Raw genomic sequence first — 22,411 nt, 5'->3', positions numbered from 1 at the left:
GCTTGTTCCGTGCATGTTCCGTGTTAGCCGCGGTTCGTCAGGTTTTCTCGCCCGAGTTCTCTACGTTCTCCGCATTCGCCTTACGCTCGTCTCGCTCGTCTCGCTCGTTCGCAAACCATCGCGGATAAAACTGCCTGACCGCTTCGCCATCGAAACGCAACGCGTTGCATCGGCCAAGCTGAAAAGGTGGTTTATCGGGAGATTCGGACTGAGTACCCCGCTCCCCGCCAGGACCACCGCTGTTCGTGTCCCAGACCTCGCCCGCAAATGCCTGGATTGCGGCTGTCGGCAAGACAGCGCACAACTCGGTGAGATGCGTGCAACCGACGGTACCCGCCAGAAGGCGAGTGACGTCGCGGCGAAAATTTTGGAGGAGATTGAGTCCGACGAGCGCGCGGTAGGCAGAATTCGACGCTGCACAGAGACCGCCATAGGGCGCCCATTCCGAGGACGCGTTGGCGTCGACGATGGTGAGCTTGCGGTCGATGGTGATGCGCAGCCAGAGTTCATGGATCGGCAGGCCAAGAGGCCGGACGCCCGACGCGAGGTGAACATCGCGCGGCTTTTCATCGGTTAGACAGGCTTCGATGTCCCACAGACCGTCTTCGCGCTCGAAAGCTTCCAGCCGAATCGCGCGACGGTGGCGCAATTGTCGGGAAACGGTTGGAGTAAGCGGCATGCAGGATGGAAGGCCGGAATCGGAAAACCCTTAAATTTTAGCATACTGAGTATTTGTCGCTGGAGCGGGTTTGATGCGCGACGGCTTACGGCGCGTTGTGCGCCCGGAAGAGTGTCGCAGACGGAAGCCTGCGACAACGCTCGAAACATGGTTTCGACGCGGCGCGCGGCGTCCTGACATACGGGATTGAATGCGGCCGGAAGCCTTTGGACGAGAGGCCGACTGGCTATTCGTCGAACTCGTCTTCGCCGCCGCCCTTGAGCACTTTGACGATCACGCCGCTCGAAAAACCCCGCGCCGCCAGGAACCTGCCCTGCTTCGCGCGCTCGGCCGAAGTTGTGGGCGGCTGACCGAACTTTTTGCTCCAGACCGCGTGGGCGCGCGCGAGATCCGTCTGCTGCAACTTCACGCCGACTTCCTCGATCAACGTATCGCCCACTGCGTGCCGCTTAAGTTCATTGACGATCCGGCTTGCGCCCATCCGCCCGGCGCGCCTGTGCACGATACTTTCGACAAACCGTTCGTTCGACAGCCAGCCCTCGCGTTCGAGCGTATCGAGGAGCGTTTCCAGCGAATCGGCTTCCTCGACAAATGGCACGAGCTTGCGCGAAAGTTCAACACGACTGTATTCGCGACGCGATAAATAACCGAGCGCGCGACCTTTCAGCGATCGCTGCGGACGCTTGCTGGCCTTGGCTTCGGGATTCACGTCCCGGGCGCTCGGCGCCTTGCGGCGGCCCGGGGCAGAACGGCTATAAACAGCTTCGACAAATTCGGGCTCGGCGTCGGGCGGTTGTGCTTCCGGGGCGGGCGCGCATTGTTCGAAGGGCTCGAACGGGTCGGCTTCGTCGAAAGGATTGGCGTGGGCCATGCCTTCGTGCGGCGACGCGCTTCGTGGCGCGCGAGCGGTCGCGGTCGCGGGTTGGGCCTTTAGGCTCAGCTCTTCGCTGACCATCTTTCGGGCGCGTTCCAATCGCTCGTTTCTCGCCAGCTTTTCCGCACTGGTTTCCGGACGGACATTGGCATCTGCATCGCCTTCCACGAGATTTGCAGGAGCGCCGGCGTTTCCCGCGTGCCGAGCCGCGCCAAGTGCGCCATCCCGCCCAAAGGTGCGCCCGCCTGATTCGTCGCGCGCGAACGCGTCGCCAGAAATGCGACGCGCCGGCACAGATCGCTCTGTGCCGGCGCGTTTTCCAAATGAGCTACCCGAAGAGCTACCCGAAGAGCTACCCGAAGAACGCCCGAAGGAATTTCCCGCTGAACTACGCGAGAAGCCCCCCGATTTCGGATACGTTCTTTCGCTGCTTCGTTCGTAACGATCGCCAGTTTCGGTTTCGGCTCCAGCTTCCGCAGAGCTGCCTGCGCTCGCCTCACCGTCACCGTCACCGTCACCGTCGCTCGATGTGCGGTTCCGGTCATCACGGCGGCTAAAGCTACCGCCGACTTTCGATGACCCAAACCGGCTCTTGCGCATGATCGTCCGCTATCTCGCTCTTACTCTTCGTCCGCAACTTCGACGCCCGGCGCGAACGCCTCGGCCATTGCATTGACGCCGAGCGACTCGCGAATCTTGTTCTCGATTTCACGCGCCATCTCGGGATTTTCGCGCAGGAATTCACGCGCGTTGTCCTTGCCCTGACCAATCCGCTCGCCGTTGTAGCTGTACCAGGCGCCCGCCTTGTCGACGAGTTTCGCCTGCACGCCGAGGTCGATGATTTCGCCCTGACGCGAGATGCCTTCGCCATACAGAATGTCGAAGATCGCCTCGCGGAACGGCGGCGAAACCTTGTTTTTCACGACCTTCACGCGCGTTTCGTTGCCGATCACTTCGTCGTTCTTCTTGATCGAACCGATACGGCGAATATCGAGACGCACCGACGCGTAGAACTTCAGCGCGTTACCGCCCGTGGTGGTTTCCGGATTACCGAACATCACGCCGATCTTCATGCGGATCTGGTTGATGAAGATCACCAGGCAGTTCGTGCGCTTGATCGTGCCGGTCAACTTGCGCAGCGCCTGCGACATCAGACGAGCCTGCAAGCCCGGCAGCGAGTCGCCCATTTCGCCTTCGATTTCAGCCTTCGGCACGAGCGCCGCAACCGAGTCGATCACGATCATGTCGATCGAGCCCGAACGCACCAGCGCATCTGCGATTTCCAGCGCCTGCTCACCCGTGTCCGGCTGCGAAATCAGCAGGTCCGACGCGTTCACGCCGAGCTTTTGCGCGTACTGGACGTCGAGCGCGTGTTCCGCGTCGATAAACGCCGCCGTGCCGCCGATCTTCTGCATTTCCGCGATCACTTGCAGCGTCAGCGTGGTCTTGCCCGACGATTCCGGACCGTAGATTTCCACGACACGCCCGCGCGGCAAACCACCGACGCCCAGCGCGATATCCAGCCCGAGCGAGCCGGTGGACACCACTTGAATATCCTCGACCACTTCGCCCGCGCCGAGACGCATGATCGACCCTTTGCCGAACTGCTTTTCGATCTGGGAAAGCGCGGCAGCCAGCGCCTTGCTCTTTTCCGGAGTCATGCCAGCCGGGCCTTTCTTGCTTTCTTCCATGAATCGTCCTTTGCTATGATGAACGGCGTCCGAGGCGTGCGCGCGGGCTTCGGCCCATCCAGCGCACTGAATTCAGACACTGTATAAAAAAACAGTGGTTTTTGCAAGCCCGATTGTCGGGGCGCTGCATTTTAATGCGCCTCGCGAACCGCGTGAAAACCACGAGAACACCTGGAGACCGCCGCGCCGGGCGAAATGCGGTGCCGGCAATGCCTTTTGCGCACACTACGATGCGAATCCTCATTGCCGAAGACGACAGCATACTCGCGGACGGCCTCATTCGATCACTCCGCCAATCGGGATACGCCGTCGATCACGTGAAGCACGGCGTCGAGGCCGATAGCGCCCTTTCGATGCAGACTTTCGACCTGCTGATCCTCGATCTCGGCCTGCCGCTCATGTCAGGCCTAGAAGTCCTGCGACGCCTGCGCGCCCGCAATTCGCAGATGCCCGTCCTCATCCTGACAGCCGCCGACAGCGTGGACGAGCGGGTGAAAGGCCTCGACCTCGGCGCCGACGACTACATGGCGAAACCGTTCGCGCTCAACGAACTCGAAGCCCGCGTGCGCGCGCTCACGCGGCGCGGCGCGGGCGGCGGTCCGACCGTCGTGCGGCACGGCGCGCTGTCGTTCGATCAGGTCGGCCGAATTGCCTATATCAACGAGCAGGTGATCGAATTGTCCGCGCGCGAACTTGGCGTGCTGGAAGTGCTGCTCCAGCGCGTCGGCCGGCTCGTCTCCAAGGAGCAACTCGTCAACCACCTGTGCGAGTGGGGCGAGGAAGTCAGCAACAACGCGATCGAAGTCTATGTCCACCGGCTGCGCAAGAAAATCGAACCGGGCGGCGCGCGCATCATGACCGTGCGCGGCCTCGGCTACAGCCTCGAAAAAGCGGCGGCGAACGCACCAGCCGTGACCGAAAGCCCGGCGCCCGAACCGCTCCCCGCCAGCCCTCACTATAAGTAGACCGCTCATGGCGTCGCCCGCTTCCCCCGAGCGCGCGGCCGCGCCCCGTTCGCCGTCCGCCGATCCCGACGCCACCCGCGACGCGCGCTACGCCAATCCGTTCGCGCCGCCCGACGAACTGGAGCCGGACAGCGCGCCGCATCCGCGCTCGCTGTTCGGCGAAATCCTCGACTGGATGCTCGCGCCGCTTTTGCTGCTCTGGCCGATGAGCATCGCGGTCACGTATCTGGTCGCCAAGTCGATCGCGAACGGGCCGTTCGACCGCGCGCTCGAAGCCGATGCCTACGTGCTCGCGCGCCAGATTCAGCCGATAAACGGCGTCGCCGAGCTTCGCTTGCCCGACGCAACGCGCGATTTCCTGCGGGCGGATAACGTCGATAGCGTGTTTTTCCAGGTGCTCGGCACGCGCGGCGAACTGGTGAGCGGCGACCGCGACATGCCGCTGCCGCACGACGACGACCGTCCTCAGCCGGGCCTCGTCGAATTTCGGGACGACGTGCTGCGCGGCAACGATATCCGCGTGGCCTACACGACAGTCGACATGCCGACGCTCGCGGCGTCCGCCGCCACGCCGGGCCGCGCCGCCGTCCAGCCCGTGCTCGTGCAGGTAGCCGAGACGCTCGACAAACGCAGCCAGCTTGCCAACGACATCATCAAGGGCGTGATCCTGCCGCAGTTCGTGATCCTGCCGCTCGCGATCGTGCTGGTCTGGTTCGGACTCTCGCGCGGTCTCGCGCCGCTGCACGCGTTGCAATCGAACATCCGCGCGCGTCGTCCGGACGATCTCTCGCCGCTCGAAGCCGGGCGCGCGCCGCCCGAAATCGCGCCGTTGGTGGCGTCGTTCAACGATCTATTGACGCGGCTCGCGCAGAACATGGAGTTGCAGAAGCGGTTTATCGCCGACGCCGCGCATCAGATGAAAACGCCGCTCGCCGGCTTGCGGATGCAGGCGGAGCTTGCGTTGCGGCAGGACGCGCCGGCGGAAGTACACCGCTCGCTCGAACAGATCGCGACCAGTTCCGAACATGCCGCGCGGCTCGTCACACAATTGCTCGCCCTCGCCCGCGCCGAAAACCGGGCGAGCGGCCAGGTTTTCTCGCGCGTCGAACTGACCGATCTGGCGCGCTTCGCGGTGCGCGACTGGGTGCAGCCCGCGCTCGCCAAGCAGATGGACATCGGCTACGAAGAACCCGCGTATCCGGTCGAAGTCGAGGGCAACACGGTGATGCTGCGCGAAATGCTGTCGAATCTCATCGACAACGCCATCCGCTACACGCCCGCCGGCGGCCGGATCACGGTCCGCGTACGGACGGACGAAACGAACTCGCGCGTGGTTTATCTCGAAGTGGAAGACACGGGCCTCGGTATTCCGCCCGCCGAACGCGAGCGCGTGGTCGAGCGCTTTTACCGGATTCTCGGGCGCGAAGGCGACGGCAGCGGACTCGGACTTGCGATCGTCCGCGAGATCGCGAGCATGCATGGCGGCACCCTCGACATCGACGATCACGTGTACAGCGAAACGCCACGCAGGGCCGGAACGCTCGTCCGCGTGGGTTTGCAGCGGGTTTATCCTGCCGGGGATTAACCCTGAGCTTACGGCGCATCGCCCTCCCGCACGATTTCTCAAAGACACCCGTTACGCGGCGAAAACGACACAATGAAGGGACGTTACGCGAATAAGCGAAAATATCGACGCTTTTAGCTTAATCCGGGCCGCGAACCGCGCGTCAGAACGCCGTAAGTTTTCGCTCCAATAATCGATGCACGGTCAACACCACACGCCGACCGCATTCGAATATCAAAATCAGGAGACGATTCATGGCTACGGTTGAAGGGCGCATTTCCCACGCGCCGATGACGAGCGAGGAGAAGAAGGTCATCTTCGCCTCGTCGCTCGGCACGGTGTTCGAGTGGTACGACTTTTATCTGGCGGGTTCGCTCGCGGTCTACATCAGCCGAACCTTCTTCTCGGGCGTGAATCCGACGGCCGGCTTCATCTTCACGCTGCTCGGCTTCGCGGCGGGTTTCGCCGTGCGTCCGTTCGGCGCGATCGTGTTCGGGCGTCTCGGCGATATGGTCGGCCGCAAATACACGTTCCTCGTGACCATCGTGATCATGGGACTTTCGACGTTCGTGATCGGCTTCCTGCCGGGTTATGCGTCCATTGGCATCGCCGCGCCGGTGATTTTCATCGCGATGCGGCTGCTGCAGGGCCTCGCGCTCGGCGGCGAGTACGGCGGCGCGGCGACCTACGTGGCCGAACATGCGCCCGCCAACAAGCGCGGCGCGTGGACCGCGTGGATCCAGACGACGGCCACACTCGGCCTCTTCATCTCGCTGCTCGTCATCCTGGCCGTACGCACGATGATCGGCGAAGAAAAGTTCGGCGCCTGGGGCTGGCGCGTGCCGTTCATCGCGTCGATCGTGCTGCTGGGCATTTCGGTGTGGATCCGGATGCAACTGCATGAATCGCCGGTGTTCGAGCGCATCAAGGCCGAGGGCAAGACGTCGAAGGCGCCGCTGACCGAAGCGTTCGGCCAGTGGAAGAACCTGAAAATCGTGCTGCTCGCGCTGTTCGGGCTGACGGCGGGTCAGGCCGTGGTCTGGTACACGGGCCAGTTCTATTCGCTCTTCTTCCTCACGCAGACGCTCAAGGTGGACGGCACGAGCGCGAACATCATGGTCGCGGCGGCGTTGTTGATCGGCACACCGTTCTTCGTGTTTTTCGGCTCGCTGTCGGATCGGATCGGCCGCAAGCCGATCATCATGGCGGGTTGCCTGATCGCCGCGCTGTCGTATTTCCCGCTGTTCAAGGCGCTCGCGCACTACACGAACCCGACGCTTGAAACGGCGACGATGAAGTCGCCGATCGTGGTGATCGCCGATCCGAGCCAGTGCTCGTTCCAGTTCAATCCGGTGGGAACGTCGAAGTTCACGAGTTCGTGCGATATCGCGAAAAGCGCGCTTTCGAAAGCCGGTCTGAACTACGAAAACGTCGCGGCGCCGGCCGGCACGCAGGCGCAGATCAAGGTGGGCGAAACGGTCGTGGATACTTACGACGGCAAGTCCGGCGACGCGAAAGCGCTCGGCGCGACCTTCGACAAATCGCTCGCCGGCACGCTCAAGGCGGCGGGTTATCCGCCCAAAGCCGATCCAGCGCTGATCAACTGGCCGATGGCGATTGTCGTGCTGACGATCCTCGTGATTTTCGTGACGATGGTGTACGGACCGATCGCGGCGATGCTCGTGGAAATGTTCCCCGCGCGGATCCGCTATACATCGATGTCGCTGCCTTACCACATCGGCAATGGCTGGTTCGGCGGCTTCCTGCCGGCGACCGCGTTCGCGATTGTCGCGGCCAAGGGCGATATCTACTCGGGCCTCTGGTATCCGATCACGATTGCGCTGGCGACGTTCGTGATCGGCATGCTGTTCGTGAAGGACACGCGTCATTCGAACGTGTACGAGCAGGACTGACGATGTGTTCGCGGACTTCGGCGCTTTGTCTGTAGGAAATTGCTGAGCCGGGGGTTGACAGGGTTGGTGTCTATCTCCATAATCTTGCTCTCTTAGGCGAATTAGCTCAGCCGGTTAGAGCGACGGAATCATAATCCGCAGGTCCGGGGTTCGAATCCCTGATTCGCCACCAGTAGTTAAAAAAGCCGCTGCTTCGAAAGAAGCAGCGGCTTTTTGCTTTGTGACGAGGACGGCGCAAGCGCATCAGCCCCGACAAACCTCACCCGCCCCGCACCAACCCCTCCACCGCGCGATTAAACCGCGCCGCGTGCGTCACGTTCATCCCGTGCGAAGCGCCTTCGATCGTCATCCGCTGTGCGCCAACGATCCACCCGCTCAACGCCGTCACCACATCGCGGAACATGCGCGGGCTCTTCTCGCCTTCCATCAACAGCGCCGGACACCTCACCTTCGCGGCATCGTCGGACGTGTAAGCAGGCAGCGGATCGCCGAACTGCAACGCGAGCGTCGCGGCGTTATCGGTCGCCATCGCGCGAAATTCGCGCGGGCTGCGCGCCCAGAATCCCGGACGGCTCACGGAATCGACGAACAATTCCAGCCCCGCCTCCACCTCGCCATCCGCGATCAACTGCGCCGCGCGCGCGCGCAACGGATTCAACGGCGTCGATGCCGACGCCGATGCCGCCGTTCCAGCACGCGCAACCGCGCCGCCCGGATCGGCGAGCAACAACGACTTCACGTGCTCCGGAAAGCTCGCAGCCAGATGAAATGCGACGCAGCCGCCGCGCGAATGCCCGACCACATGCACCGGCCCATCGCCGAGCTCGGCGATAAACGCCGCCGTTTCATCGACGTGCCGCCGCCAGCCGAACGGCTCATCCGACGCCGCCGGCCAGTAATGCGACAAACTCACGGCGACACATCGATACCGCGCCGACAAACCCGCAATCTGCGGTTTCCAGTAGCGGTAATCGCATAGCGAGCCGTGGATAAACAGAATCGTCTCGCCCTCGCCGACACTCACGAACGGCACGCGAGCGCCGTCCGGCAAGACCATGACGGAGGGCGCGGGAAGGCCGAAAAGGCGATCGGGAGACAACGCGGAAAAATCGCTCATCGAATGAGCGCCGCAAAAAAGTGAGAAACCATCTTTATCCTGCTTCTTTATAAATTTTTAGTCCGCCGCCGTGGCGCGCACGGTCACCATGCCGTCGAGCGGCCTGTGGTCGTCGTAATCGCGGCTCGGCGCGGACGCTTCGAACGGTATCGGTTCGACCGGGAAGCCAAGTTTTTCCCACGCGTCCAGACCGCCCTTCAGCGGACGCACATTGGTGAATCCTTTCGTGCGAAGGCGTTTCGCAATCGCTTTCGCCGTCGCTTCATTGGGACAAACGCAATAAACCACCACTTCGCGCGCATTCAATAAGCCGTCGATCTTCTCCGGCGAGCGCAAATCGAGCGCAATCGCGCCGGCAATCCGATACGGCTCTCGGCGCCGGATTTCGGCGGGTCGCGCGTCGTAGATCACGGGCGGCGTCGGCGAACGCATCATGGCGTCGAGCTGGTCGGGCGTGATCCGATACTTGGCGAGCCAGCGGCGAAATTGAAGACGGCGCAGCCAGCGATATGCAAGAAACGCGACCGCCGCAATCGCTAGCACGTCGAGCACGGTGACGCCGTGTTCGCGCACGAGCATCAAAAGCGCGGCGACTTCTTCGCGCAGCGCCGCGCCGCCGAGAATCCAGAAGGTCGCCCAAAGCGCGGCGCCGACGATATCCCAAAATACGAACACGCGCAGTTCGATCTGCGTGGTGCCCAGCAGCGGCGAGGACACGAGCCCGAGTCCCGGCACGAATTTCGATACCGCGAGCAGCGGCACGCCGAAGCGCTCGAACCAGTTGCGCGCGATGCGCAGCGTGCTGTCGAGCGAGAGCGAAAAACGGACGAGCGAGTTCAGGAAGCGGCGGCCATACAACCGTCCAGCAGCGAACCACAGCGAATCGGCGATCAGCACGGCGATCACCGCCGCCGCCAGCGTGTGCCAGAACGAGCCGAGCCCGGCGGCGATCAGCGAGCCGGCGAGGATCAGCATCGGCGCGGCGGGGATCGGCACGCCCAGTTGCGTGGCGAGAACGCTCACGAACACGGCCCACGCGCCCCAGGACGCGACGAGCGACGTCGGAACGTGCGGCATTGCGAACTCCTTTGATCTGAATCAGATGCTGTAAGCGCTAAAAACGAACTTTATCGCGAACTACAGAATGCTGCTGCGCACGGCTCAAGGGAATGGAGCACGCAGAAACGGTCCACGTCGTTGATTGGAAAAGGTTTTATCCTTCGATCCGGCCCCGCGTGACGCCGAGAAGATTTGCCATGGCGCGCCGCGCGGCGACGCTGTCGCGCGCGACGATCGCGTCGAATACGGCGGTGTGTTCGGCCAGCGACGCGTTGAAGACGCCGGCGCGCTTCGCGTTGAGGCGCAGTTGCGCTTCGAGCGTGCGTTCGATCAGCGTCCCGAGCGGGATCAGCAATTCGTTGCTGCACGCGCTCAACACGCCGATATGAAAGCGCAGATCGGCGCGCACCCATTCGTCGACGTGCTGCGCGCAGGCCATCGCGCGATGCGCGTCGCGCAGCGCGGCGAGGCTCGCGTCATCGTGATTTCCCGCCGCGAGCGCCGCCGCGTAAGGCTCGATCATCTCGCGCATTTCCTGCAGTTTCAGCGCGAATTCCAGCGGCGGCGCGACTCGGGAATACCATTCGAGCAAATCGGCATCGAGCAGATTCCAGGCGGTACGCACGCGCACCCGCGTCCCCACTTTCGGCCGCGATTCAATTAATCCCTTCGACGTCAGCGTTCGCAACGCCTCGCGCAACACGGTCCGGCTCACGCCGAAACGCGCCATCAAATCGGGCTCGCGCGGCAGCGTCGCCTCGGGCGCGAACTCGCCGCGCAGAATCGATGTGGCCAGTTCGTAGGCGACGCGGCCGTGCAGGTCGTGCTGAATGATGGGCTCCTTCTAATAGAGTAACGGCGGAGACGAGGCCGGATTATCGTTGATGTTCGCGCCCGGCCAATCACATAAAACCGCGCGAAACTCGTCCGAATAATACTATTAATAGTACGACTCGCAATTTTTTTGATAGCATATCGATTCTTGCAAGGAGACGCTTCCCATGAAAATCACCAAACTCGAAACCTTCATCGTCCCGCCGCGCTGGTGCTTCCTCAAGATCACAACCGACGAAGGCATCGTCGGCTGGGGCGAGCCGGTGGTGGAAGGCCGCGCGCACACGGTCGCGGCGGCAGTCGACGAACTGGCCGACTACCTGATCGGCAAAGATCCGCTCCTGATCGAGGATCACTGGCAGGTCATGTACCGCGCGGGCTTCTATCGCGGCGGTCCGATCGGCATGAGCGCGATCGCGGGCGTCGATCAGGCGCTGTGGGACATCAAGGGCAAGCACCACGGCGTGCCGATCCACGCGCTGCTCGGCGGCCAGGTGCGCGACAAGATCAAGGTGTATTCGTGGATCGGCGGCGACCGTCCGAGCGACGTGGCGAACAACGCGCGCGCCGTGGTCGAGCGCGGCTTCAAGGCCGTGAAGATGAACGGTTCGGAAGAACTGCAGATCATCGACACCTTCGACAAAGTGCAGGGTGTCATCAACAACGTCGCGGCCGTGCGGGAAGCGGTCGGACCGAATATCGGCATCGGCGTGGACTTCCACGGCCGCGTTCACAAGCCGATGGCGAAGGTGCTCGCGAAGGAACTGGACCCGTTCAAGCTGCTGTTTATCGAAGAGCCGGTGTTGTCGGAGAACGTGGAGGCGCTGCGCGATATCGTCAATCAGACCAGCACGCCGATCGCGCTCGGCGAGCGGCTCTACTCGCGCTGGGACTTCAAGCACATCCTCGCCGGCGGTTACGTGGACATTCTCCAGCCGGACGCGTCGCACGCGGGCGGGATCACGGAATGCCGCAAGATCGCGACGATGGCGGAAGCGTACGACGTCGCGATCGCCCTGCATTGTCCGCTCGGGCCGATCGCGCTCGCGACTTGCCTGCAAATCGACGCGGTCAGCTACAACGCGTTCATCCAGGAGCAGAGCCTCGGGATTCACTACAACAAGGGCAACGATCTGCTCGACTACATCAAGAATCCGGAAGTCTTCAAGTACGAAGACGGCATGGTCGCGATCCCGCAAGGGCCGGGGCTTGGGATCGAGGTGAACGAGGAGAAAGTGCGCGAAATGGCGAAGGTCGGCCACCGCTGGCGCAATCCGGTGTGGCGTCACGCGGATGGCAGCGTCGCCGAGTGGTGATTGCGGGTGATTGCGGGTGATTGCGGGTGATTGCGGGTGGGACCGGCGCTTATCGGCGGTCGAGCGCGGCGCGGCGAACCTAAAACGCCGCGCTGTCGAAGTAGAATGCTGAAAAGTTGTGCCTTTTTGTGTTCCGCGCGACGCGTCCTTTGTCATAAATTGGGCGCAACGGCGCGTGACGCGGTTTCGTCCCGATCGCGAATGGTCGGGCGAAAAAGGCGCAGATCCCTTGCCGGCAAAGCTAGATCGCGCGCGTTCGCGCGGGCTGGCTCGGGGTTTGCAAAAACTCGACCCGTTCACGACCGACCCGCAACCGTATGAGCTACTACCTTCCTGACGAGTATGTCCGCACCCAGATGGCCGTCGGCGCGCTCGTGCTGTTCGGCGTGCTGCGCGTGGTCGGCGCGGGCATCGGCGCTCATTACGGCTGGCGCATGAAGCTGGTGAATCGCTGCTTTATCGGCGCGGCCGTGGTGTTCTGTCTGCCGCAACTGGTCGATGTGCTCGCGTTCTCGCCGTTGTCCCATAAGGCTTTCGTCGAATTGCAGGGCAAGGCGGTCGGCTCGGCGCTCGCGCTTTTCTTCGCGCCGATCGTGAGCCACAAGCTCGGCTACGAGTAACGCGCTGCCGCGCTACCTCGCCTGAACAAACGTTCGGCGGATCACCCGGCCAGCGCCGCGCCGGGGATGCTGTGCGACAGCACGGCGGCCGCGACGAACACGCCGATCATCAACAACGCTTCCACGCGCATCATGCCGGTCACGGTATGGGCATCGACCGTCGATGCCGTGCGCTTCAGCCGCGGCAACGCCGACCAGCGATTCAGCGCGCCGAACAGGAGTGCCGCCGCGACCAGTCCGGCCTTCACGATCAACACATGTCCCCAGACGCTCGATTCGAGCACGTCCACCGATCCCCCTAACCCGCGCAGCGCATTGAACACGCCCGTTGCAATCACGAGGGCGACCGCGAACACCGCGACCGTGGACATCCGCGACGCCACCCGCAACAGCGACGCCCGCGCGAGCGACGTGCCGAGCGGGGGCAGCACGGCGAACGCGCCCGCGATCACCAGCCCGCCCCACAAACCGGTCGCGAGCAAATGCACGGTCTGCACGGCTTCGGCTAAGGAAAACGCGCCGGCATCGGCCGCGTGGCCGATCGACGCCTTGCCCGCCGCCGCGAAGAGCGCGCCCGCAAGCCCAAGCGCGAGGCGGCCGCCGCCCATGCGCTCACCCGATCCCGCCGCGAGCAGCAACACGAAACTTGCCGCGCACGCGAGCGTCCAGCCGGCGCCCGCGTGCGTGGTCGTGACGACAAGCCACACCGCGCCGCCCGCCTCGCTCAAAGGCGCGCCGCTCATGGCCGCAGCCTGCAGCCACAGCGAAACGGCATTCGCGACGAGCATCGCAAACGCGCCCCACGCGCCCGCCCGCTGCGCGCCGCGCCAGCCGAGGCGCGCGGGCGAGACGGCCGCATAAGCCTTCTCCGCCGATAACCACGCGTTGATCGTCATGCCGCCGAGCACGCAGGCGAACGCGATATCGGCGAGCGCCGCGAACGCGACTTGCGCGAGCCAGAGCGGATCCATCGAGACGGGATCGAAGTTCATGCGCTCACCCGCGCGGGACGGGTCGAAGCGAATGGGGCGGGCTGTATGGGCAAAGGCATTCTCGGCAAGAAGAGAAGCGCGAAAGGGCGCGGTTGCGCCAGCGCAGGGCACGAGTCTAGACGAACGGGCACGCCGAATGCGAATGCCGATACACCATGAAACGTCTTTCGCGCGGTATCCCGGACGACGCAAAAAGGTTCAGGGTTTGTCGAAGCGAGGTCGCGTTAAAGCGCTTCTGAGTTCAGTCAACCGAAACAAAAAGTCGCGCGGCATATTGTCGCGCATACGCCGCATCGTCCGTGGTACAAGGCGATGCACAAATAGTCACCATCATTCAACGATGATAGAATGCCGCGTCGCATCAGAGGCTCGTAGAGCCGCTGTGGCCGTGGCTTTGCAACCTGACGCCACCTTCGCCACGATTGGCACCGAGCCGAACGAAGCTCGGCAAAATCCCCGAATTTCATGGAGTGTCGCGTGTCTTCAAGACGCATTTCTCGTCCGCTGCTCGCCCCGCTGGTCGGCCTGACGCTGTTCGCCAGCGCCGGCATTTTTAGCGCCGCGCAGGCGCAAAGCCAGCCGATCGCCCCGGACACGATGGCCGCTCGCGTGCAAGGTTGTACTGCTTGCCACGGCGTGCACGGCGAAGGCACCGACAACGACTATTTCCCGCGCCTGGCCGGCAAGCCCGCCGACTATCTGTACAACCAGTTGCAGAATTTCCGCGAAGGCCGCCGCAAATATCCGCCGATGAACTACCTCGTCACGTATCTCTCGGACGACTACCTTCATCAGATCGCGACGTATTTCTCGCAGCAACGCCCGCCGTATCCGACGCCCGCGAAGCCTACCGTGTCGGCATCGACGGTCGCGCGCGGCCAGCAGATCGTGCTAAACGGCGATCCCTCGAAGAATATTCCCGCTTGCGCAGCTTGCCACGGCAAGGGTTTGACCGGCATGGAGCCGGCCATTCCGGGTCTCGTCGGCCTGCACTCGGACTACATCAGCGCGCAGCTCGGCGCGTGGCGTTCGGGCACGCGTCACGCAAAAGCGCCTGACTGCATGCAACAGATCGCCACCCGCCTGACGGACGACGACGTCACCGCCGTCGCCGCCTGGCTTTCGACGCAAACCGCGCCGGCCAACCCGGTGCCCTCGCCTGCTGGCTCGAACAAAATGCCGCTCACTTGCGGCAGCGAACCGCAATAAGGCGAGAGGAGCGAGAACATAATGAAACGCAAGTCCCTGTTCGCACTCTCATCGGCTGTCGTCGTGGCAGCCCTCGCAGCCGGCGCCGTACTTTGGTCCGGTGGCGACAACCTGCACTCGGGCGGCGCAATCGCCGCCACGCCAGCCGATCAAGCCGCGCTGGTCAAGAAAGGCGAGTACCTCGCGCGCGCCGGCGACTGTATTGCCTGCCACACGGTCCGTGGCGGCAAGCAATTCGGCGGCGGCCTCCCGATGGCGACGCCGTTCGGCACGATGTTCACGCCGAACATCACGCCGGACGACCAATTCGGCATCGGCAAGTGGACGTCGGACGACTTCTACCGCGCGATGCACACGGGCCGTTCGAAGGACGGCAGCCTGCTGTACCCGGGCTTCCCGTTCACGAGCTACACGAAGGTCACGCGCACGGACTCCGACGCGATCTACGCGTATCTGCGTTCGGTCACGCCGGTCAACGAACCGAGCCGTCCGCATGAACTGCGCTTCCCGTTCAACAACCGCAATCTGCTGATCGGCTGGCGCACGCTGTTCTTCCGTGAAGGCGAGTACAAAGCCGATCCGACCAAATCGGTCGAATGGAACCGCGGTGCTTACCTTGTCGAAGGTCTCGGCCATTGCTCGATGTGCCACACGTCGATCAACGCGATGGGCGCGCCGGTGAGTTCGTCGGCGTTCGCGGGCGGGCTGATTCCGCTGCAGAACTGGTACGCGCCGTCGCTCACGTCAAGCAAGGAATCCGGCCTCGGCGACTGGGATATCAAGGACATCAACGCACTGTTGAAGACCGGTGTATCGCAGCGCGGCGCGGTGTTCGGCCCGATGGCTGAAGTTGTCCACAACAGCCTGCAGTACATGACGGACGCCGATATCAACGCGATGTCGGTGTACCTGAAGTCGATTCCGCAAAAGAAGGAAGCGCCGGAATCGATGCAGTTCGAGACGTCGGAGAAGTTTGGTTCCGAGTTGCTGACGATGGGCAAAAAGGTCTACACGGAAAATTGTGCGAAGTGTCACGCGGAGAACGGGCTCGGCAAACCGCCGGCTTACCCGCCGCTCGCCAACAACCAGTCCATCCAGATGCAATCGGCCGTCAACCCGATCCGCATGACGCTGAACGGCGGCTATCCGCCGAGCACGGAAGGCAATCCGCAGCCGCACGGCATGCCGCCGTTCGCGCAGGCGCTGTCGGACACGGAAGTCGCCGCGGTCGTGACGTATATCCGTATGTCGTGGGGCAACCACGGCACGCCGGTTTCGCCGCAGCAGGTCAGCAATTTGCGCTCGGCGCCGCTCGACTGACGGACAGAGTAGAATAGAGACACGGGCGCAGCCTTCGAAGTCGGGGCCGCGCCCGTTGTCTTTTTGAGGCTCGAAACGCGCCTCAAATCTTCACAGCTTCAAAAAACGCGGGCGCTCGGCATGGCTCGCAACGAGGACACCGGATGCATCTCGGCGAGCGATTCAACAGCATTACCCATCTCGTCGGCGCGGTGTTGTCGGTGGCGGGACTGGCTGCGCTCGTCACGATGGGCGCGCTGGAAGGCGATCCGTACAAGGTCGTCAGCTTTGCCGTGTATGGCGCGATGCTGTTCGTGCTTTACGCGATCTCGACGCTTTACCACTGCGCGCGCAGCCCGCGTCTCAAGGCGGTTCTGCAGAAATGCGATCATTCGGCCATCTATTTGCTGATCGCAGGCAGCTACACCCCGTTCACGCTCGTCACCTTGCGCGGTCCGTGGGGCTGGTCGCTGTTTGGCGTAAGCTGGGGACTCGCGGTCCTCGGCATCGTGCAGGAACTCACGCTCGGGCGCCGTACCCGCAGCGTTTCGATGGTGCTTTACGTGTTGATGGGCTGGCTCGCGCTCGTAGCCGTCCGTCCGCTCGTTTCGGCGTTGCCGCCCGCAGGGACTGCGTGGCTCGTCGCCGGTGGCGTGATCTATAGCGCCGGTATCTACTTTTTCATCAACGACGAGCGTATCCGGCACGGCCACGGCATCTGGCACCTGTTCGTGCTGGCGGGCAGTCTGTGTCAGTTCGTCAGCGTCGCGCGCTATGTCGCCTGAGCGCCAGCCGGCCTGACGCGAAACGCATCCCGGCGTTTCAGATGCAACTTAAAGCCAGTCGACGTGTCTTGATAGCGCGTTGATCTTCGCGGCGCCGTTTCCGGCCTGATGGCCCGAACGCCGCGCCGCCCGATTTCTTCGATCGTCGTCCATGTGCGCTGAATCGACGGAGCACTCCGTCAGCCCACACGCCAGCGCCGGTCGTCATACCGAATTTGCAAACAAATTATGTCTTTTGATTCCCTCGGCTTGTCCGAACCCCTCGTCCGTGCCGTCAACGAACTCGGTTACACGTCGCCCACGCCGATCCAGCTCCAGGCGATTCCGGCCGTGCTGAATGGCGGCGACCTGCTCGCGGGCGCGCAAACCGGCACCGGCAAGACCGCCGGTTTCACGCTGCCGATCCTGCAACGCCTGTCGCAACTGCCGCTGCCCACGGGCGGCGCGAAGCGTCCGGTGCGCGCGCTGATTCTGACGCCGACGCGTGAGCTCGCCGCGCAGGTCGAGGAAAGCGTGCGCGCTTACGGCAAGTACCTGAAGCTCAAGTCGACCGTGATGTTCGGCGGCGTCGGTATCAATCCGCAGATCGACGCGCTGCGCCGTGGCGTGGATATCGTTGTCGCGACGCCGGGCCGTCTGCTCGATCACATGCAGCAAAAGACCATCGACTTGTCGCAGCTCGAAATCCTCGTGCTCGACGAAGCCGACCGGATGCTCGACATGGGTTTTATCCACGATATCAAGCGCGTGCTCGCCAAGCTGCCGCCGAAGCGCCAGAACTTGCTGTTCTCGGCGACGTTCTCGGACGAAATCAAGACGCTCGCCGATAGCCTGCTGGATTCGCCGGCGCTGATCGAAGTCGCGCGCCGCAATTCGACGGTCGAGCGTATCGAGCAAAAGGTGTATCCGGTCGATCGCGACAAGAAGCGCGAGCTGCTCACGCATCTGATTCGCGAAAACAACTGGATTCAGGTGCTCGTGTTCACGCGGACCAAGCACGGCGCGAACCGTCTTGCCGAGCAGTTGGGCAAGGACGGCATTAGCGCGCTGGCGATCCACGGCAACAAGAGTCAATCTGCGCGCACCCGCGCGCTCGCCGAGTTCAAGGGCGAGACGCTGCAGGTGCTGGTCGCGACCGATATCGCGGCGCGCGGGATCGATATCGACCAGTTGCCGCATGTCGTCAACTACGATCTGCCGAACGTGCCGGAAGACTACGTTCACCGTATCGGCCGCACGGGGCGCGCGGGCGCGACGGGCGAAGCGGTGTCGCTCGTGTGCGTGGACGAGCATCAGTTGCTGAAGGATATCGAGCGGCTCATCAAGCGTCCGATTCCGCAGGAGGTCATTGTCGGCTTCGAGCCGGACCCGAATGCCAAGCCGGAACCGATCCAGCGACGCAGCCAAGGCGGCGGCGGTGGTGGTCAGCGCGCACCGCGTCAAGGCGCGCCGCGTCGCGATGGCGGTAATTCGAGCGGCGCGAAGCCTGCGAGCGGCAATGCGGGCAAGGGCGGCGGCAATGGTGGCAATGGCGGATCGCGTTCGCCGAAGCCCTCGGCTGCGGCCAAGCCGAACGGCAATGGCGCGGCGCCGCGCAAAGACGCTCCGCGTTCGGCGCATGCCGGCGCGCCGCGCAGTGGTGGGTCGAATGCAAGCGCGCTGCTCGGCGGCAAGCCGCGCGGTGAAGGCGGCGGCGGAAGTGGTCGCCGCGACACGCCGCGTACGGGTCAGCGCGGCCGGTAAGCGCGGTCAGTTGCGGTGCCCGCTTTCAGCGGGTGCGATTGCGAAAAAAAAGCGAGGCTTCCGCCTCGCTTTTTTTATGCCGCCGCGCTGGCAGCTCGTTTCAGCACGTCGACTTGCGCCCGCCATCGTGTCAACACGGCGTCCTTTTGCATGTTCGACAATTCGAACGCGATGCCGCCCGTGATTCGAGCATAGGTGACGCGCTGCCATGTGCCCTCCTCGATCGTCCCGACGAAGCACGCAAGCGCGTCGGGCATCGAGATCCGGCGTGTTTCCAACTGAATCTGGAAGAACGCCGAGTCGTGGACGAACGTCAATGTGGCCCGCCCGCTCTCCCCGATCCTGCGCGCCGCCCCGGAGTCCGGCCACAGGCCGAAGCAAAGCGTGCGCGCGTCAGGTGAAAACAACTCGCCCGCGCTCAAAAGCGACGTATGCACGCCGCCGTTTTCATCGACAGACAGGAGCGACGCGGTGAAGCCGCCCTTGGTTTCGATCAGCGTGCCGTCGAATAAAGCACGCATGGCGAGCGGCCATTCGTCGAACGTATCGTGCTCCAGGGAAGCGGTCATAGACGTCTCTTCACGATGGCAGTGCGGCGCACGTGGGGTTCGCGGCCCACGGCCTAGCGGAAGAACACGTGCTGCGTGATCTTCGCGAGCGGATACTGGACACTCGGCAAAATACGCGCGGGCAGATCGAGCGGCTTGAGCAGCATTTTCACGCACATGTCGGCGGAAAGATTGCGCCTCACCAGTTGGTTCACTCTCGCGACGAGGTCACGATTGTAGGCAGGATCGTTCACGCGATCGGGGTAGCGGACCGCGAAAACGTGCCGCAGCGCAATCTCGGAATCTTCGTTCTTGATTTCCATTAAGCGCCGCGTCAACGCGCCCAGCACGGCAATGCGCCCGTTGCCCTCGATCTTGTTGTACTTCTTAAAGAAGCGGAAGAAATGCTTGTAGTGACGGACTTCGTCGGTGCGGATGTTGTCGGTGATTTGCTTGAGCACCGGTTCGTCCGAACAATGATTGATGGCGCGATAGAGCGTCGCCGTTCCCGTTTCGACGACGCAACGCGCGACCATTTCGAGCGCCCGCGTCTTCTCGAATTCCTCGACCGAGCAGGTCAGCGAGTATTCGTCGAAGAAATTTTTGAACGCCGTGTCCCAGTCGAACTCGGGCCAGACATGATGGATATACGTTTTCAGCGCCCGCCCATGCTGCATTTCCTCCGGCTCCCATTCCTCGTTGAGCCAGGCGGAAACTTCGGGATCGTCGTTGAAAAAGGTGCTTAGGTTGCTCGTGTAAAGATCTGTGCCGCTTTCGATAAACGAAGCCGCGCACAGCAACAGCAGAAGGTCTTCATTCGATCCGGCCTTATGTCGATCGATGCGATCGAGGTCGATGTCCTCGATACGCCAGGGCATCACGTGTGTTCTTTCAGCATGCATTTATCGCGCTCCCGAGCTGGACTGAACGCGCCGTCAGCCAAAACCGGCCGAGGTTCAGGCGACGCCGTGGACGTTTCAGTCACAGCGTCTTCAAAGTGTTAAGGCTTTATTTTTTTGCATCTTAGCTGTGCTGCGAGGAATCTGCAGATACGGGACAGACCGTTCCGGATATCCGTCAGTTCCTGAAGGTGCGCCTCTTATAGCAGAAAACATGCCCCGGAACGCGCGACGCCGTGGGACAAGGCCGAATGTAAAATTTGGGGCGGCGAAATGAAAAGCAAAACGTGCGGCGCCAACCGCAGGTCTGATAACCCCACGTACATGCACGGGTTCGTGGATCGGGGTTCGAACACTTACAATACGCGCACCGCAACGAAGCGCTCGATCGCCCTAGAATCTTCGCCATGACACGAGACCCCCGCATCACCTTGAACGCGCGACAGCAAGAGCTGCTCGAATGGGTCCAGCGCGACGGCTTCGTGACCGTGGACGATCTCGCCGCCCATTTCGACGTGACGCCGCAGACCATCCGCCGCGACGTGAACTGGCTCTCCGACATGAACCTCCTGCGCCGCTACCACGGCGGCGCGAGCCTTCCGACCAGCTCGGAAAACGTCTCGTACACGGCGCGCCAGCGGATGTTCCACGACGAAAAGCGCCGGATCGCCGCGCTGGTCGCCACGCATATCCCCGATCAGGCTTCTCTTTTCATCAATCTCGGCACGACGACAGAAGAGATCGCCCGTGCGCTGAACCGGCACCGCGGCCTGCGCGTCATTACCAACAACCTGAACGTGGCGAGCATGATGGGCGGCTACCCCGACTGCGAAGTGCTCGTGACGGGCGGCATCGTGCGGCCTTGGGACAAGGGCATTGTCGGCGAACTGGCGATCGATTTCATTCGGCAGTTCAAGGTGGATTTCGCGATCATCGGCACGTCGAGTATCGAGAGCGACGGTACGCTGCGCGACTTCGATACACGTGAGGTGCGCGTGGCCGAGGCCATCATCCAGCACGCGCGCACCGTCTTCCTCGCCGCCGATCATTCGAAGTTCGGCCGCCCCGCGCTCGTGCGGCTCGGCCATCTCAACCAGATCCAGGCCCTTTTCACCGACCAGCCGCCGCCCGCCGACATGCAAGAAACGCTTGCCGCGGCGAACACGCAGGTGTACATCGCCGACTAAACTGCGAACGCTCCAGTTCGCCCGCAAACCTTGTGTGCGCTGCCGCACGAAGCTCAGGTAAATTCTCCGAATCCACCCGCCCGCCGAACCGCTTTGACGCCCGATAAAAGTCAAACGCATTATTTTTCGGGCGCGTTTGGCACTCTTCCGACGGTTGCCTACAATCCAAATCCCCGGCCATTGCGCTTGGCGCCCGAGGCGTTGTCGCACGGTCGGCGAATTCTTCTTAGCAACGTTCTGCTGCACCTTCTGCTGCACTAAGCGCCGGGTGTCCGACGTTTCATGTCGCGCTACCGGTCACTGATGCCGTTCGGTCGTCATGGAGAGCACGATGTTGAGTCCGCATGAATTTGCCACACTGCTGCTGGTACAGGAAGAGCCCGATCAGGTAGACATGGAGCGCGGCGAGCTGGACGCGCTCCTTGAACGCCAGCTCGTGCAGCTTGAAAACCTCGCCTCCGGTCGCCAGCAATGGCGATTAACCGAGTCGGGCGATTCGACCGTCAAAGCTTTCCGCCGCTTCTCCTAGCTTCGTTCTTTCGTCCCGCGCCGCGACGCTGTCGCGTTGCGGCGTTTTGCGGTTGCTATCCGGCCCGCAAGGTCGGGTCGACATTTGCGCGCCAACTAAGCGCCTGAGCCCGCTGGCCGAGCACGAAACTCGCCCAGCCGCTCTGGGCCTCCCGCGTCGGATTCGCCGCATAGGCCGCATGCCTTTCGGCAATCGCGCTTTGGAACGCGCACATCTTTTCTTTCGATATCCCGCCCCGCCGATTCGCCACGTATGCGTCGAGCAACGCCGGATAAACCGACTCGGCTTCCGCGCCGTAATCCACGTTCGCCGTACCGCACAGCGCGGTCAGTTCGGTCATTGGCGGCCCGCCCGCTGCGCCGTCCAGTCCCGGAACGCCTACGCAGCCGGCGAGCGCTACCGCGCCCAGCGCGCCGGCCAATAACGTCAAAATCGCTTTTCGCATCGCATCAACTCCCTCTTGAGTTCCGACAGTATCGTCCGCGAAACGCGATACCGCCATTCGACCGAACGGCATAGGCAAAACGGTAATCGAACGAATCGTGCAAAAAGCTTATACCTTTCGGCCGACTTTACTTTTTCGTTTGT

Annotated in this window: 21 protein-coding genes and 1 tRNA gene; 12 read left to right on the top strand and 10 right to left on the bottom strand. The window is 62.8% G+C overall.

Annotated features, from left to right (window positions below):
* Window positions 1–37 precede the first annotated feature (37 nt).
* The 3 genes from AC3D25_RS04025 to recA form a co-directional block, all read right to left on the bottom strand.
* Window positions 38–679, bottom strand: coding sequence for a DUF2889 domain-containing protein (locus AC3D25_RS04025; protein WP_488887186.1), 642 nt, complete (start codon window positions 677–679; stop codon window positions 38–40).
* A 226-nt stretch (window positions 680–905) separates the two neighbouring features.
* Window positions 906–1,634 (bottom strand): recombination regulator RecX, encoded by a 729-nt coding sequence (recX, locus tag AC3D25_RS04020; protein WP_488889587.1) that lies wholly within the window; start codon window positions 1,632–1,634, stop codon window positions 906–908.
* Window positions 1,635–2,173: 539 nt separating this feature from the next.
* A complete protein-coding gene (gene recA / locus AC3D25_RS04015; RefSeq protein ID WP_488887185.1) occupies window positions 2,174–3,244 on the bottom strand; it encodes a recombinase RecA in 1,071 nt (356 codons plus the stop codon).
* Between the two features lie 230 nt (window positions 3,245–3,474).
* Between recA and AC3D25_RS04010 the strand changes: the two genes are divergently transcribed.
* The 4 genes from AC3D25_RS04010 (at window position 3,475) to AC3D25_RS03995 (ending at window position 7,858) form a co-directional block, all read left to right on the top strand.
* The gene (locus tag AC3D25_RS04010) at window positions 3,475–4,209 is read left to right on the top strand and encodes a response regulator (RefSeq protein WP_488887184.1); all 735 of its coding nucleotides are present in this window, start codon (window positions 3,475–3,477) and stop codon (window positions 4,207–4,209) included.
* Window positions 4,210–4,216: 7 nt separating this feature from the next.
* On the top strand, window positions 4,217–5,794 hold the full coding sequence (locus AC3D25_RS04005) for a sensor histidine kinase (RefSeq protein WP_488887183.1): 1,578 nt from the start codon (window positions 4,217–4,219) through the stop codon (window positions 5,792–5,794).
* A 233-nt stretch (window positions 5,795–6,027) separates the two neighbouring features.
* Window positions 6,028–7,686 (top strand): MFS transporter, encoded by a 1,659-nt coding sequence (locus AC3D25_RS04000; protein ID WP_488887182.1) that lies wholly within the window; start codon window positions 6,028–6,030, stop codon window positions 7,684–7,686.
* Window positions 7,687–7,781: 95 nt separating this feature from the next.
* Window positions 7,782–7,858 (top strand) — tRNA-Met (locus AC3D25_RS03995).
* Window positions 7,859–7,945: 87 nt separating this feature from the next.
* Here the strand turns inward: AC3D25_RS03995 and AC3D25_RS03990 are convergent.
* From AC3D25_RS03990 to AC3D25_RS03980, 3 genes are all read right to left on the bottom strand, one after another.
* A complete protein-coding gene (locus tag AC3D25_RS03990) occupies window positions 7,946–8,743 on the bottom strand; it encodes an alpha/beta fold hydrolase (RefSeq protein ID WP_488889586.1) in 798 nt (265 codons plus the stop codon).
* Between the two features lie 117 nt (window positions 8,744–8,860).
* Entirely contained in the window at window positions 8,861–9,880 is a 1,020-nt protein-coding gene (locus AC3D25_RS03985; RefSeq protein WP_488887181.1) for a DedA family protein/thiosulfate sulfurtransferase GlpE, read from the bottom strand.
* Between the two features lie 136 nt (window positions 9,881–10,016).
* Window positions 10,017–10,697, bottom strand: a complete 681-nt coding sequence (locus AC3D25_RS03980; RefSeq protein ID WP_488889585.1) for a FadR/GntR family transcriptional regulator — start codon at window positions 10,695–10,697, stop codon at window positions 10,017–10,019.
* Between the two features lie 166 nt (window positions 10,698–10,863).
* On the opposite strand from AC3D25_RS03980, the gene dgoD reads away from it, so the two are divergent.
* Both dgoD and AC3D25_RS03970 read left to right on the top strand, forming a co-directional pair.
* A complete protein-coding gene (gene dgoD / locus AC3D25_RS03975; protein ID WP_488887180.1) occupies window positions 10,864–12,012 on the top strand; it encodes a galactonate dehydratase in 1,149 nt (382 codons plus the stop codon).
* Window positions 12,013–12,329: 317 nt separating this feature from the next.
* Window positions 12,330–12,632 carry a hypothetical protein gene (locus AC3D25_RS03970; RefSeq protein ID WP_488887179.1) on the top strand — a complete coding sequence of 101 codons (303 nt, stop codon included), beginning with the start codon at window positions 12,330–12,332 and terminating at the stop codon, window positions 12,630–12,632.
* Window positions 12,633–12,673: 41 nt separating this feature from the next.
* On the opposite strand, the gene AC3D25_RS03965 is transcribed toward AC3D25_RS03970, so the two are convergent.
* A complete protein-coding gene (locus AC3D25_RS03965) occupies window positions 12,674–13,624 on the bottom strand; it encodes a CopD family protein (protein ID WP_488887178.1) in 951 nt (316 codons plus the stop codon).
* Window positions 13,625–14,089: 465 nt separating this feature from the next.
* Here AC3D25_RS03965 and AC3D25_RS03960 point away from each other — a divergent pair, with 465 nt between their 5' ends.
* From AC3D25_RS03960 to AC3D25_RS03945, 4 genes are all read left to right on the top strand, one after another.
* Entirely contained in the window at window positions 14,090–14,833 is a 744-nt protein-coding gene (locus AC3D25_RS03960; protein ID WP_488887177.1) for a c-type cytochrome, read from the top strand.
* 21 nt (window positions 14,834–14,854) lie between these two features.
* Window positions 14,855–16,153, top strand: coding sequence for a c-type cytochrome (locus AC3D25_RS03955; protein ID WP_488887176.1), 1,299 nt, complete (start codon window positions 14,855–14,857; stop codon window positions 16,151–16,153).
* A gap of 143 nt (window positions 16,154–16,296) precedes the next feature.
* Complete coding sequence (trhA, locus tag AC3D25_RS03950; RefSeq protein WP_488887175.1) at window positions 16,297–16,917, top strand: PAQR family membrane homeostasis protein TrhA; 621 nt, start codon at window positions 16,297–16,299, stop codon at window positions 16,915–16,917.
* A gap of 228 nt (window positions 16,918–17,145) precedes the next feature.
* Window positions 17,146–18,660 carry a DEAD/DEAH box helicase gene (locus AC3D25_RS03945; protein ID WP_488887174.1) on the top strand — a complete coding sequence of 505 codons (1,515 nt, stop codon included), beginning with the start codon at window positions 17,146–17,148 and terminating at the stop codon, window positions 18,658–18,660.
* A 74-nt stretch (window positions 18,661–18,734) separates the two neighbouring features.
* Here AC3D25_RS03945 and AC3D25_RS03940 read toward each other — a convergent pair whose 3' ends face one another.
* Both AC3D25_RS03940 and AC3D25_RS03935 read right to left on the bottom strand, forming a co-directional pair.
* Complete coding sequence (locus AC3D25_RS03940; protein ID WP_488887173.1) at window positions 18,735–19,229, bottom strand: hypothetical protein; 495 nt, start codon at window positions 19,227–19,229, stop codon at window positions 18,735–18,737.
* A gap of 53 nt (window positions 19,230–19,282) precedes the next feature.
* Entirely contained in the window at window positions 19,283–20,110 is an 828-nt protein-coding gene (locus tag AC3D25_RS03935) for a ferritin-like domain-containing protein (RefSeq protein ID WP_488887172.1), read from the bottom strand.
* Between the two features lie 404 nt (window positions 20,111–20,514).
* On the opposite strand from AC3D25_RS03935, the gene AC3D25_RS03930 reads away from it, so the two are divergent.
* Both AC3D25_RS03930 and AC3D25_RS03925 read left to right on the top strand, forming a co-directional pair.
* Complete coding sequence (locus tag AC3D25_RS03930) at window positions 20,515–21,294, top strand: DeoR/GlpR family DNA-binding transcription regulator (protein ID WP_488887171.1); 780 nt, start codon at window positions 20,515–20,517, stop codon at window positions 21,292–21,294.
* 331 nt (window positions 21,295–21,625) lie between these two features.
* A complete protein-coding gene (locus tag AC3D25_RS03925) occupies window positions 21,626–21,823 on the top strand; it encodes a hypothetical protein (RefSeq protein WP_488887170.1) in 198 nt (65 codons plus the stop codon).
* Between the two features lie 55 nt (window positions 21,824–21,878).
* On the opposite strand, the gene AC3D25_RS03920 is transcribed toward AC3D25_RS03925, so the two are convergent.
* On the bottom strand, window positions 21,879–22,268 hold the full coding sequence (locus tag AC3D25_RS03920; protein WP_488887169.1) for a hypothetical protein: 390 nt from the start codon (window positions 22,266–22,268) through the stop codon (window positions 21,879–21,881).
* Between the last annotated feature and the right edge of the window lie 143 nt (window positions 22,269–22,411).

This window comes from Caballeronia sp. SL1002 (assembly GCF_057814995.1).
Note: the sequence above shows the minus strand (reverse complement) of the source record. Positions and strands in the feature narration are given on the sequence as shown.